Origin of the sequence: Chthoniobacter flavus Ellin428 (assembly GCF_000173075.1) — a bacterium.
Classification (GTDB): Bacteria; Verrucomicrobiota; Verrucomicrobiia; order Chthoniobacterales; family Chthoniobacteraceae; genus Chthoniobacter; species Chthoniobacter flavus.
Genome location: NZ_ABVL01000003.1, coordinates 545,454 through 557,994 on the forward strand (window position 1 = coordinate 545,454; position 12,541 = coordinate 557,994).

Below are 12,541 nucleotides of genomic sequence, written 5' to 3' on the forward strand. Positions count from 1 at the left end.
GGAGCAGATGGTCGGCGCTCAGACTGACTTCTGCTTCAGCACGCGCCGGGCGCGGTGGGCCTGCCAGACCATGAGCCATACCGGGCACCAGGCGATGCTGAAGAGCAGGGGATGGCGCATGAGCCAGTTGGCGTAGTAGAAGAAGGCGATGGAGCGGTCGGCTTCGCGCGCGGCGGCGTCGTTGGCGTGTGCGGCCCAGGCGGATTGACCCACCGCGAAATCGCGCGCGGCGGCCATGCCACCTTCCGCTGCGTGCCAGCCGAGGGCGGTTCCGCCGTGGGCGAAATAGCCGATGGCCAGGCCGCCCGTCGCGCCATAGAGTCCGATGGCCAGGCCGGCAAAGGCGACGGCGCCGAGGGAGACGCCACCCATGGCCATGAGACCGAGGGAAAATCCGCCGATGCTAATGCCACCGACCGCGAATCCACCGATGGAAAGGAGGACACCGATGGCCACATCGCCAATGGCGATCCACCCGATGGCGGGGCGCAGCTTCGTGCCATAGGGACGTCCGGTGCGGATGTGCAGCAACGGCAGTCCGAGGAATTTCCAGGGGCTGATGTATTCGAAAGTGCGCCACACCTCAGCGGCACGAGCGGTGGCTTCGGGGCTGCGATGAGCGGCTTGCGCGGCGCGCACGCGCAAATGGGCCCGGCGGAAGCGAAGGATCATCACCGTCAACGCAACCACATAAAGCAGCGGCAAGAGCGAGCCGAGGGCGACAGCGAGGCCGGTGCGCTCGTGCCAGATGCGGTATTCGAACGGCATGGCGAAGCCCATGAGGACGAGGAAGGCAATGACGAGCCAGACCATGGCGCTCGCCTGGCGGCGAATGAGCCGGCGTTCTTCTTCGGTTTCGGCGGCATCGAGGCTGGCGCGCACGCCAAACCATGCCCCGAGACAGCCGGCCAGCGGTCCAATGAGCAGGGCGAGAAAAGACAGCCAGCCGACAGACGTGGCACTGGCCCCGGTCTTCACGGCGGCGGTGCCGAGCGTGGCCGCGGTGGCTGAGGTTTTCACGAGCGGCAGCGCGGCGATGACGCCGAGGGTGAAGGCGCGGCCGGGTGTGCTCATGCGCAGCGCACCTTCCACGAAGCGGGCGACTTGCTCCTGCAGCAGTTTGCGGCCGCGCGAGAGGCGCTGTTTGGCGGCGTCCTCGGTGAGTTCGAGCGCGGCGGCCACCTGCTCCACGGATTGTTCTTCGCGGTAGAAGAGGATGAGCGGTTCGCGATAAGTCTCCGGGATGCGCTCGAGCGAACGCCAGAGGATCGCCTCTTCCTCACGCGAAATGGCCTGGTCGGCGGGGCCGGGCGTGGGCACGTGATGTTCGTCCTGGAGTTCCTCCGCGGCGCAAGCGGGTTCGCGGCCTTCGCGCCGCCGGGTGTTGGCGCTGAGTCGTCGCGCGATGCCGCACAGCCACGGGCGCAATTTTTCCGGCTCGCGGAGCTGGCGCAATTCCTTCCACGCGACGAAGAAGACTTCCTGGGCGAGATCTTCGCTGCGGCTCAGGCTGCCGGTGGCGTTGTAGGTCAGCGAGCAGATGAGCGTCTGGTAGCGCGTGACGATTTCGGCAAAGGCGGGTGCTCCGTCCACGAGACAGCGCTGGACGAGATCGGCGTCATGGGGAGCAGTGGCGGCCGCGGTGGGCATGGGGTCGAGATGGATCATAGCACTCTCGAAGTGGTCGGCGGAGGGGAAAAGGTGACGGGGTATTTTAGTGCTTGGTAATTAGTGATCAGTGAGCAGTAATCAGTGACCCGTTTTTCGGGCGAAGAAATAGGTTCGGGCCGCAGGCCGGCCGAGGGCGAGATGGACGGAGAGGACGAAGGCGCAGAGGATGGCGCCGACGACGGTGATCCAGAGGCGGAGGCCGAGGGGCAGGTGAGGATAGAGGAACCAGATGCCGATGGAGGGCAGCGCGTAGAGAATCGCGACGAGGAGTGCGAGGATGCGGGTGGTCCACCAGGCCCAACGGTGGCGGGTGCAAATACCCCAGAAAAGTGCGGCCGGCAGCGGCAGGACGAAAAGGCTGCGGGCGATGGCGTGGTCGTGCCGGAAATAGGAATCGGAGATTTTCCAGCGTGAGCAAGCCGAGGAAGAGGATGAGGACGAGGGCGACGAAGAGGACGCTGTGCGGGAGGCGAACCCGGGAGGCCGGATTGCGGGGCGAAGGGAAGAGCGGTGTGGGAGGTGGACGCGGGCGGGAGTGATTTCGTGCATAAGTACCCGCAAGTGGTCCGCTCTCGCGAAAAGGTGACGGACAAAAGAATGAGCGGCGCCCGGAAGGACGCCGCTCATCGATCAACCGAAAGCCGTTGCCGCTTTAATACGCGGCGTTGCAGACGCCGGAGAGTTCTTCGCACCAGGTGGCCACTTTCGCGGCGATGGCGTTGCGGACGTTGCGCGTTTCCTCGAGACGCTCGGCGTGGATGCCGGCGAATTGCGATGGATCGGGAAAGCCCCAATGCAAACGCTGGCCGCCGCCGGGGAAGATCGGGCAACGTTCGGCGCTGGCTTCGTCGCAGACAGTGATGACGTAGTCGTAGGTCTGGCCCGCGCGCAAAATGTCCTGCACCGATTTCGTCGCGTGGCGCGAAATGTCGATGCCGTCTTCAGCCATGGCTTCAATCACGATGGGATTGAGTTTGCCGGGCTCGAGTCCGGCGCTGTCCGCCTGAAAATTTTCACCACAGTAGCGGTTCACGAAGGCCTCCGCCATCTGGCTCCGCGCGCTGTTATGAATACAGACGAAAAGAATTTTCGTTTTCATGGCGAGGGGGGAAATTAAGGCCACGAGCACGGGGTTCGGCAACTGGAAAAGCATTTGCATGAGCGCGGAGGAGCGATAACGCCGGTCGCAAATCGATTTTCAAGCTTCCCCAGCGCAACGATTTGCGTCACGGAAGGGACCCTCCCTCCCACGACCATGAAGTTCCTCCCCCCAGTCCTTTGTTTTTCCCTCGTCTGCGGAATCAGCGGCCTCGCGAAAGACGCGGCGCCATCGAAAACGGCGGCACCGCGCAAGCTCGTTGGCGAACAACCGGAGGGCGGCGTGCTGGTGACGACGAATCAAATCGTCACACCGATTGGGAAGGTCGAGCGCACTGAGGGCGTGCGGCCGAAGGACATGGCGCTCTCGCCGGATGGCGCGACGCTGGCCGTTCTGACGACGTCGAAAGTGCTTTTCTACACACCGGATGGCACCTTGAAAACGAGCGTCGCGGTCAAGCCGGGGCCGCTCGGTCTCGTGTGGCGGCCGGATGGATCGGCGCTGTATGTCAGCGGGGAGGATGGCGCGGTCTACCGCATTGCGCGCGAGGGAGCGGCGTGGAAGGCGACGACCTTTCCCGCGGTCGACCCGGCGAAGAAGGTGAAGCTGTTTTCCCTGCAGGATTTGTCGCCCGCCAGTTCGGCGAAGGAAACCACCGGGCCGCGGCGCAAGCACGATCCGCAGGTGACCGGTCTGGCGGTGTCGCCGGATGGAAAGCGGCTCTACGTCGCGCTGGGAATCAGCAACGCGGTATCCGTGGTCGACCTCGATTCGCTGCAAGGCGGAGAGCTGATCCCGACCGGGATCGCGCCGTACCGCATCGCGCTCTCGCCCGATGGCCGGACGCTGTATTGCGCGAATCGCGGGGGACGCGCTCCGCGCGCCGGCGAAGCCAGCGCTCCGTCGGCGGGGACCGAGGTGCGCGTGGACCCGCGCACCGACGCGGCCCTGCGCGGCAGCCTCACGATCATCGACACCGAAAAGCTTACGGGCGCGGAAGTCGAAGTCGGACGCCAGCCTTCCGACCTGGCGTTTTCCACGGATGGCAAGACGCTCTACATCGCCAATTCCGATGACGATACCGTGGGCGTCTTCGACACCGAAAAGCAGAAGCTGGCCGGCAGCTTTGCCTTGCACCCGGAGCAGGATCCCGGCTTTGGACAGATTCCCAATGCGCTGGCCCTGTCGCACGATGGCAAAACGCTCTTCGTCGCCTGCGGCGGTGCGAATGCAGTGGCCGCGCTCGATCTGCCGGGCGGAAAGATTTCCGGTTACTATCCCGCGGGCTGGTATCCCATTTCCGTGGTGGAACGCGATGGGCGGCTTTTCTTCGCGAGCAGCAAGGGCTTCGGCGCGCGCTATGCGAAGCCGGGCGAAGGGTACAAGGTGCTGGGTTCGATGGGCACGATGCAATTCATCGAGACCGCAAAGTTGCCGCCGAAAGCGGAACTCACGCGACAGGTCGCGTTGAACAATGGCTGGGGCAAGGAAGAGTTGCCGGCGCGTCCGGATCGGAAACCGATGCCGATTCCCGAGCGAGCGGGGGAGCCGTCGCTTTTCAAGCACGTGGTCTTCATCATCAAGGAAAACCACACCTACGACAGCACGCTGGGCGACATGGCCGCGGGTAATGGCGAGGCGAAGCTCTGTATGTTTGGCGAAGAGGTCACGCCGAACCAGCATGCGCTGGCCCGCCAGTGGGTGTTGCTCGATAACACTTACACCAGCGGCACGAATTCCGCCGACGGACACCAGTGGACGATGTCCGGCGTGGCCAATGGCTACATGGAGCAGAACTACGCCGCGCATTCGCGCAGCTATCCTTACGATGGCGGCGATCCGCTGGCCTATTCGCCCGAGGGATTTTTGTGGAATGCGGCGCTCAAGGCCGGGAAGTCCGTGCGCGTGTATGGCGAGTTCGTCAACAAGCCGCACATTCTCGACAAGACGACGGGAAAGAAGAGCACGCCGCCGTGGAAGGATCTCTGGGCGGATTACCACGCGGGCGGGGCGAAGTTTGAGATTACCTCGGACACCGACAACGCCGCGCTGAAGCCGTATCTGCATCCGCACTACATCGGCTTTCCGACGAATGTTTCCGACCAGTGGCGGGCCGATCAATATCTGGCGGAGCTCAAGACCTTCGAAGCTTCCGGGAAGATGCCCGACTTGAGCATCCTGCTGCTGCCGAACGATCACACGACGGGCACGAAGCCGGGCTTTCCCACCCCGCGCGCGGCGGTGGCGGACAACGATCTGGCGTTGGGGCGGATCGTCGAAGCGCTGACCCATTCGCGCTTTTGGAAGGAGACGCTGGTCCTGGTGATCGAGGATGATTCACAGCTCGGGATGGATCACGTTGACGGACATCGCACGATGGCTTTTTGCGTGTCGCCGTACACCCGGCGCGGGGCGGTGGTGAGCGAGGTCTACAATCACACCTCGCTCCTGCGGACGATGGAGCTGGTGCTGGGATTCCCGGCGATGAATCGCTTCGACCGGACGGCGACGCCGATGACGGCGTGCTTTGGCGACCGCGCGGATGAGTCGCCCTACACGCTCATCGCCAACCGGGTGCCGCTGGATGAGATGAACCCGCCGGCATCGGCGTTGCGCGGTGAGCGGAAGCGTTGGGCGCTGGCCTGTGCGCGGCTCGATTGGTCGGATGTGGATCGCGCGAATCCGAACGTCGTGGCCCATGCAGTATGGGAGGTCCAACGGCCCGGCGAAGCCTTTCCCAGGAAGTGGTACAATCTGAATGTGAAGGGTGATGAGGACTAAGAGATTGTGAAATAAAGCGGCAGCGAGATTATTTGGCCCGCGAATCACACCGATGACGCGAATGAAAAGTACGCCCATTTGGGTCATTCGTGTTATTCGCGGGCCCTTTTTTCACAGTCTCTAAGCGATTTAACGGACTGTTAGATTCGTTGCAGCGCTGTGCTGGAACGTTGCTTTCCCAGCGCGGCCGGCTTTGCACGAAAAGATACGCGCACCGGGGCGGGAGGTTGCGAATTGGCTTCAAAATTGAACCCTTCTTTCGCCATGTCTGAACTGAACCATCTTCATTCCTGCGTCGAGGAGAAGCCCGAGCTTTACGAAACCGTGCAGCTCTATTTTGAGGACGACCATCGGGAGACTGGTCGATGGACGGGACGGTTTTGGTGGAGCCACGGCCACGAGGTAGTCCCGACGTGCTGGCAGTATTTCGAGCCACACTTTTCCGGTGCGCCCCGGGTGGTGTATGGGCTTCGCCATTAGGTGGAATTAGGTAGAAGCCGATTCCGCGCGTGCGTGCCGGTCGCGTCGTCGCTACGATGACGGGATGCTTGGTCGCGTTTTTCTGCTGCTGCTGTTTCTCGCTGGAGGTCTGACGCTGCACGCGGCCGATCCGGAAGTGCACACTTTTTCCATCGTGGCTTTCGATCCGGCGACCGGGGAACTCGGGGTCGCGGTGGAGAGCAAGTATTTCGGCGTGGGCAGTGTCGTGCCGTGGGCCAAGGCAGGAGTGGGCGCGGTGGCTACGCAGGCCCGCGCCAAAGTGAGTTTTGGACCAGAGGGATTGAAGTTGATGGAGGACGGCAAATCGCCCCGGGAAGCCTTGGACGCGTTGCTCGCGGCCGATCCGGATGCAGCGGAGCGCCAGGTGGGAATGGTCGATGCCAAAGGCCGTACCGCGGCGCATACGGGGGCGGATTGCATGAGGTACGCCGGAAATCGCGAAGGGAAGAATTACACCGTCCAGGGCAACCTCCTCGCGGGTGAGGGCGTGCTCACGGCCATGGCGGAAGCTTTTGAGGAAGCGCAGAAAAAGGCGGGCAGCGAGCTGGCCGATTGGCTCCTCGCGGCGCTGCAGGCAGGGCAGAAGGCTGGGGGCGATCGCCGCGGACAGCAGAGCGCGGCATTGCTGGTCGTGCATGCCGGCGGCGGCCCCGGTGGCGACAATGATCGCTACATGGACCTGCGCGTGGAAGATAATCCCCAGCCGATTGAGGAACTCGCCCGGCTTCGAGCGTTGCACGCGGAGTTTTACGGGCCGGTGCGGGACAAGTTGCCGACCGGGGCGCCGAATCGTTAGAGCGGCGATCTGGTGCGGACGAGATTGTCAAAACGCCGCAAATGCGGTGTAAATTGCGGCACACGCACACCCATGTCCCGACGCACTCGACAAACTGACAAGCTATTGAAGGAACAGGATACCGTGGGAGCGCAGCGCGCCGAACGGAAGGAGTTGGAGGAAATGAGCGGGAGGAAAAAGGTGGAGGCGTCGCGCGTGCGGGCGCAGCGGGCGTTGTCGCTGGAGGATAAGCCGGACGACACGGAGAACCGTCCGCAGCGGATCGCCCGGGTAGGCAAGCCGTTGAAGCGGCCTTAGCCGAGGGATACACCTTCGGTTGATCCCCGGGGAAGTCGGCAATTTCTGCAATTTCTGCAAATTCGGCATACCCCCCCACCCGCCGCTCTCTGCAAATTCTGCAATTTCGGCAGGACTCCCCCCGCGGCCAGCATGGCCCCGCCTCTTTCAAGCCGAGATCGGGGAATGAATGGCCACAAAGAGGGACAAAGAGCACGGAAACAGGCCATGGTAGAGCACGGTAGCTCCCAGAACGGTATCCTTGCGCGTCAGCTCTACTAGCTTGGGTAATCTCTCCCTTTTTAGGAATTTGTGTCCATGGATGTCCATGGGTACTCCTGTGTGTTCATGGGGACTATTGTGTATTCATGCCTTTCCTTGCGGCGCGGGAGGAGGCAACGCCTTCGGTAGGCAGGTCGTGTTTACGAATTGAGCTGAGCGACGCGTCACGCTTACGTTTTTAGTGCGGCGCTGCTGCCTAACCATTACCCACATCTCAAAAAGACTGCGGATGGGGCCCGCGAATCACGCAGATAACGCGAATGGGGAGGATTTTATTCGCGTGATTTGCGTGATTCGCAGGCACTTCTTCTCTCCGCGGGATCTTAAAAAAGATGTGGGTAATGGTTAGGCAGCAGCGCCGCACTCCAAAACGCAAGCGTCCATGGCCCGCCGATTCGAATTCGTAAACGGGTTTGCGCCGCGGTCCCATAGGCGTCTCTCCCGCAGAGCGCGATCGGCTTTCGACTGCGTTTCGGTCGTCATACTCCCTTCACTTCGCTGCTAATGACCGCGAGGAGGCGGTTTATTTATTCTACGGGGCCGCTGGGACCGACCGGTTGGGGGGGTATGCCGAATTTGCAGAAATTGCCGAAAATGGGCGGGTGGGAATGTGTAGGATATCAGCGGATGTGTGGTAAAGTGCGTTTGAATTAACAGAAACAGGCAAAGAGGGAGCGCGGGCGAGGGTATAGACGGGTATGCAATCTCCCTCCCGCCGCCAATTCCTCCAGCAGACTTCTCTCGCTCTTGCCGCCACAGCAGCGCTGCCGCTGGCCTCGCGGGCGGCGACGAATATCACCAGCGACCGGTTGCGGATCGGGATCATCGGCTGTGGCGCGCGTGGGTCGGGGGCGGTGGCGCAAGCGCTCACGGCCGATAGCAATACGGAGCTCTTTGCGATGGGCGATGTCTTTCCCGAGCAGATCGAGAAGAGCATTGGCGTGATCGGTGCGCAGTTCAAAGACAAGCCGGGCCGGGTGAATGTGGCCGAGGAGCGCAAATTCGTCGGGCTCGATGCCTACCAGAAGGTCCTGGCGAGCGGTGTGGATCTGGTGGTGCTGTCCACGCCGGGCGGTTTTCGGCCGATGTTGCTCGATGCGGCGGTGAAGGCCGGCAAACACATCTTTTGCGAGAAGCCGATGGGCATCGACCCGACCGGCGTGCGTTCGGTGCGCGAGTCGGTGAAGCTGGCCAAGGAGAAGAAGCTCGCCCTGCGCGCGGGCTTCAACATGCGCTTCGAGCCGGCGTATCGCGAGGCGATGCAGCGCATTCACGATGGGCAGATCGGCGATATCGTGGCCATCTACTCGACGCGCATGGCGAATCGGCTCACGCGCTTCAGCGGCGAACGCAAGCCGGGGGAAGGGGACCTCGAATGGCAGCTCCGCAACTGGCACCATTTCGTGTGGCTCTCCGGTGACTGGATCATGGAAGTCTCCGTGCACAGCGTGGACAAAATCGCCTGGGCGATGCGCGATGTGCCGCCGGTGCGTTGCGTGGCCAGCGGGGCGCGGCAGCAGCAGACGCTGGGTAATGTGTGGGATCAGTTCGACATCACCTACGAATGGGAAAACGGCACGATCGCCGTGCTGAAGACGCGTTACCAGGACGGCTGCTACAACGATCATAGCGACGTCATCATCGGCACGAAGGGGCGCTGCTTTTTCAACGGCTACAAGGCGCACATCACGGGCGAGAACCCGTGGCGTTATCAAGGGCCGACGGTGGCTTCGCACCAGATAGAGCACGACGAGCTCTTCGCCGACATCCGCGCGGGCAAGATCCCGAACGATGGCGATCGCATGGCGCAGAGCACGCTCATGGGCATCATGGGGCGCATGTCTGCCTACACGGGCAAGGAAGTGACGTGGCAACAGGCGTTGGACTCGAAGCTCGAGACCATGCCGAAGAATCTGGCGTGGGACATGAAGCTCGAAGTGCCGCCGCCCGCGGTGGCCGGGCACACGCCGTTGGTCTGAAAGTTAAGAGTTGATAGTTGAGAGTTGAGAGTTGAGAGCCGGTTCTCGGACTTTCATGTCACCGGCCGGGACTCGCTCTCTCTCGGCTTCCTGCCGAAATGAACTTTCCGGCGATAATGCAAAAGAGAACGGCAGTTTTAAAAGTCCGCGGATGCGGGGATCCTTCGCCAGCAGCTGAACTGAGCGGAGCGCCGTCACCTGCCGAAAGGCAGCCCGCAAGGGCGGCGCGGCGCTGCCGAGTTAACGGGCGCGCTCCCCGGAGTTCTCCGACGATCTCGCCTCGCTAACGCACGCTATAGATGAGCGCGACCGCGAAAAGCAGCGATCGGAAGAGCGGAAGGCGAAAGGGCGCGATCATAAGTGACCCCTAATGCATCGTGCCGAGAGACAAAGCCGGCGGTATGGAGGGGCATTCCGTGGACTTTGGAATGTCAACGAATCGCCGCTTGTTAGCCACAGTACGAATCAACTGTCGTATCGCGTTCCAACTGACAGCAACGTAGGGGTAAAACCTGAATTCATACGGCCAGACCTTATCGGGGCAGGCGAATCCTCCTGTAGAATGAAACTGGGAGATGCTGCAAAAGGCCGTATTCAACTCCAGCCGCTGGGCGGGAGATGGACGCTCTTCGTCGATGACAAGTCCGTCATTAGTACGACCGATCGGCATTGGCTGCGCCGGTTCGCAGTGACGCTGCGGCAGAATCTCTCCAAGGACCATTCCCATGAGCACAACGGACACGGGTGACCAGGACCCACTCGAGGGATCCATATTTTACCAGGAGTTTCTCATCGAGAAGGACGAGATCCTCCGACACAAGTGGATCGAGAGCGAGAAAGCTGGCTACGACATTGGTTTTGAAAAGGCGCTCATCGACTGGATGCTGCGCCACCGATCCTGCTGGCTGGACCGACGTCGCAAAGAACGCGAAGCGCGCGAGGCGCGGCGTTTCAGGTCGAGCTAGCGTTGGACGAATGTGACGGTCAGCGAATCGTACCCCACGACCTGCTGGTCGCGGGCCTCGTTTTCGACGTGCTCTTCGGGCCGGTGCAAGGTGATCTCCATGAGATGAGTCGGCGAGATCAGGAATGCGCCCAGCCGCGGTCGGCGAGAATTTCCTGGCCGGTGATGGCGCGACTGGCGCCACTGGCGAGGAAGAGCACGACCTCGGCGATGTCCTCCGATTGCAGGAGTTCCGGCACACATTGCGACTTCCGGATGAGGCGCTTCACCGCGGGCGTGACGAATTGCTTCAGCTGCCGCTCCGTCATGATCCAGCCGGGCGACACGGTATTCACGCGAATGCCGCGCGGGCCAAGCTCGCGGGCCAACGCCCGCGTGAAGCCGAGCACGCCGCCCTTGGTCGCGACATAGGCGGTCATCGGCGATGGGGCGGTGTGAAAGGTGAGGGAGGCGAGATTGACGATGGCGCCAGTAGCGTCGGGAAGTTTCGGAGCGACTTCGCGCGCCATGAGAAAATAAGCGCGCAGATTGGTGGCAAAGAGATCATCCCAATCGCGGACCGACATGCTTTCCAGGGCCATGCGCGGATCGCGGGCGGCGTTGTTGACCAGCGCCTGGATGAGCCCGCCGCCCTTGGTGATGCTCTTCACCCAGCGGACGATCTGCGCCTCGCGGGTGAGATCGACCTGGGTGAAGAAAGCGCGTTCGCCGAGTTCGCGGGCGAGCGATTTACCGGCGTCGTCGTCGGTGTCACAAAAATGCACGGTGGCTTCCTGGGCGTGAAAGGCGCGGACGATGGCTCCGCCGATGCCATTGGCGCCGCCGGTAACTACGATGTTGCGATGGCGGAAATCAGCGTAGGAAGACATAGGGGGTGGCGGCGGTGGCGAAATTAATGAAATATCGGCCACTGCTTTTACGTTCAATACAGAAAGCCATTACACGATGTCATGTCATCCCAGACCACTTTCTTAAGTTCCTGCTCCCTGCCTCGCTGGGTGGTTATTCTTTTAACAGTCCTCTTCGCCGGTGCGACCAGGCCACCGCCAGGCCCGGTAGACCGCATTGATCTGCGCGCCGCTTGAAGATATGCACGGGCGATATGGAAATTCCCGTCGGAAACCTCCTGCGAATCGCGAGCGACACGACCGATCGCGAACACATCCATTCACTCCTCGTCAACGACGCCCTGCGGATCGAGCAGATCGTTTCGTATGGCCACCCGAGTCCGGCGGGATTTTGGTACGATCAGCCCGACCCCGAATGGGTGATGCTGGTGCAGGGTTCCGCGACTTTGGCTTTCGACGGAGAAGGAGCCGTGAACCTGAAAGCCGGTGACTATTTGCTGATTCCCGCCCACCGGCGTCATCGGGTGGAATCTGTGTCCGCGGATGCGCTCTGGCTGGCGGTGCATTTCCGGCAGCCGAAGGTCACTTTCTGAGAGCGTGTACCGAAAGTCGGACAAAGGGAGTTTTTGACCTCGGATTACGCGGATTGCACGGATGAGACGGGTCGACACGGATTTCTGTAATCCGTGCAATCCGTGAAATCCGTGATGGCATGAAGTCATTCAGCAACCGGCGCTGTGCAGACCGAAAGGTTTGGTGCAACGTCCCTGGCGGAACCCGTGAGTGCTTGCAACACGCACTGGTGGCCGAAGGTCCCAAGGTTCGATGATTGCGCTGAGCTAACTGCTCCTATCCGTGATTGAACCGAGGCGGAAGGCACCCTCGTGGGGCGACAAGACCCCGAATGCCTGAATGCCAACTTCCGTCCGTGGACCAATCCAGATTGGCTGCCAGCGCCGGTTGCCCTGACTCTTAACCAAGAAACTGGAGAGCGACCACTGAAAAAGAACACACCCTCGACAACGAAGAAACCAAAGCCGCCGGAGCCGACGCCACCTCCGGAGGTCGAACTTTATACGGCACCGAAGCCGCCCAAGCAGGGGCGGATCATCGGCCTGGACTGCCACCCGGATACCTACACGGCGGCGGTCTTTGTGGGGCAGACACCGCATGACGCCCGCAAGGTAGGGGCCCGCGATCGCCTCAGCCTGGAGCAATTGCTGGCTTGGGTGGAAGCGGAGTTTACGCCGGAGGATCTCTTCCTTTTGGAAGCCGGCTCCAACAGCTTTGCCATCCACCATCGTCTGCTGGCCTTGGGGCGGCAAGCCGTGGTGCTGGAAAGCT

Annotated in this window: 12 protein-coding genes and 1 pseudogene; 9 read left to right on the plus strand and 4 right to left on the minus strand. The window is 61.9% G+C overall.

Going from position 1 to position 12,541, the window contains the following annotated elements:
- Positions 1–18: 18 nt before the first annotated feature.
- The 3 genes from CFE428DRAFT_RS07815 to CFE428DRAFT_RS07825 all read right to left on the minus strand — a co-directional run bounded on the left by CFE428DRAFT_RS07815 (position 19) and on the right by CFE428DRAFT_RS07825 (position 2,770).
- Positions 19–1,668 carry a sigma-70 family RNA polymerase sigma factor gene (locus CFE428DRAFT_RS07815; protein ID WP_006978956.1) on the minus strand — a complete coding sequence of 550 codons (1,650 nt, stop codon included), beginning with the start codon at positions 1,666–1,668 and terminating at the stop codon, positions 19–21.
- An 81-nt stretch (positions 1,669–1,749) separates the two neighbouring features.
- Positions 1,750–2,220 (minus strand): hypothetical protein, encoded by a 471-nt coding sequence (locus CFE428DRAFT_RS07820; protein WP_006978957.1) that lies wholly within the window; start codon positions 2,218–2,220, stop codon positions 1,750–1,752.
- A 103-nt stretch (positions 2,221–2,323) separates the two neighbouring features.
- Entirely contained in the window at positions 2,324–2,770 is a 447-nt protein-coding gene (locus CFE428DRAFT_RS07825) for an arsenate reductase ArsC (protein ID WP_042724640.1), read from the minus strand.
- A 156-nt stretch (positions 2,771–2,926) separates the two neighbouring features.
- Between CFE428DRAFT_RS07825 and CFE428DRAFT_RS07830 the strand changes: the two genes are divergently transcribed.
- The 7 genes from CFE428DRAFT_RS07830 to CFE428DRAFT_RS07855 all read left to right on the plus strand — a co-directional run bounded on the left by CFE428DRAFT_RS07830 (position 2,927) and on the right by CFE428DRAFT_RS07855 (position 10,350).
- On the plus strand, positions 2,927–5,551 hold the full coding sequence (locus CFE428DRAFT_RS07830; protein ID WP_006978959.1) for a bifunctional YncE family protein/alkaline phosphatase family protein: 2,625 nt from the start codon (positions 2,927–2,929) through the stop codon (positions 5,549–5,551).
- Positions 5,552–5,815: 264 nt separating this feature from the next.
- Positions 5,816–6,031 (plus strand): hypothetical protein, encoded by a 216-nt coding sequence (locus CFE428DRAFT_RS37120; protein ID WP_006978960.1) that lies wholly within the window; start codon positions 5,816–5,818, stop codon positions 6,029–6,031.
- Positions 6,032–6,095: 64 nt separating this feature from the next.
- Entirely contained in the window at positions 6,096–6,848 is a 753-nt protein-coding gene (locus CFE428DRAFT_RS07840; RefSeq protein ID WP_006978961.1) for a DUF1028 domain-containing protein, read from the plus strand.
- A gap of 72 nt (positions 6,849–6,920) precedes the next feature.
- Positions 6,921–7,145, plus strand: coding sequence for a hypothetical protein (locus CFE428DRAFT_RS07845; RefSeq protein WP_006978962.1), 225 nt, complete (start codon positions 6,921–6,923; stop codon positions 7,143–7,145).
- A gap of 959 nt (positions 7,146–8,104) precedes the next feature.
- Entirely contained in the window at positions 8,105–9,385 is a 1,281-nt protein-coding gene (locus CFE428DRAFT_RS07850; RefSeq protein ID WP_006978964.1) for a Gfo/Idh/MocA family protein, read from the plus strand.
- Between the two features lie 562 nt (positions 9,386–9,947).
- Positions 9,948–10,133, plus strand: coding sequence for a hypothetical protein (locus CFE428DRAFT_RS37125; RefSeq protein WP_006978965.1), 186 nt, complete (start codon positions 9,948–9,950; stop codon positions 10,131–10,133).
- On the plus strand, positions 10,111–10,350 hold the full coding sequence (locus tag CFE428DRAFT_RS07855) for a hypothetical protein (protein WP_006978966.1): 240 nt from the start codon (positions 10,111–10,113) through the stop codon (positions 10,348–10,350). Before CFE428DRAFT_RS37125 ends, CFE428DRAFT_RS07855 begins: the two co-directional genes overlap by 23 nt.
- A gap of 118 nt (positions 10,351–10,468) precedes the next feature.
- On the opposite strand, the gene CFE428DRAFT_RS07860 is transcribed toward CFE428DRAFT_RS07855, so the two are convergent.
- Positions 10,469–11,218 carry an SDR family NAD(P)-dependent oxidoreductase gene (locus CFE428DRAFT_RS07860; RefSeq protein ID WP_006978968.1) on the minus strand — a complete coding sequence of 250 codons (750 nt, stop codon included), beginning with the start codon at positions 11,216–11,218 and terminating at the stop codon, positions 10,469–10,471.
- A gap of 233 nt (positions 11,219–11,451) precedes the next feature.
- Between CFE428DRAFT_RS07860 and CFE428DRAFT_RS07865 the strand changes: the two genes are divergently transcribed.
- Positions 11,452–11,790, plus strand: a complete 339-nt coding sequence (locus tag CFE428DRAFT_RS07865) for a cupin domain-containing protein (RefSeq protein WP_006978969.1) — start codon at positions 11,452–11,454, stop codon at positions 11,788–11,790.
- Between the two features lie 291 nt (positions 11,791–12,081).
- A pseudogene (locus CFE428DRAFT_RS07870) lies at positions 12,082–12,541 on the plus strand (hypothetical protein); the annotation flags it as partial.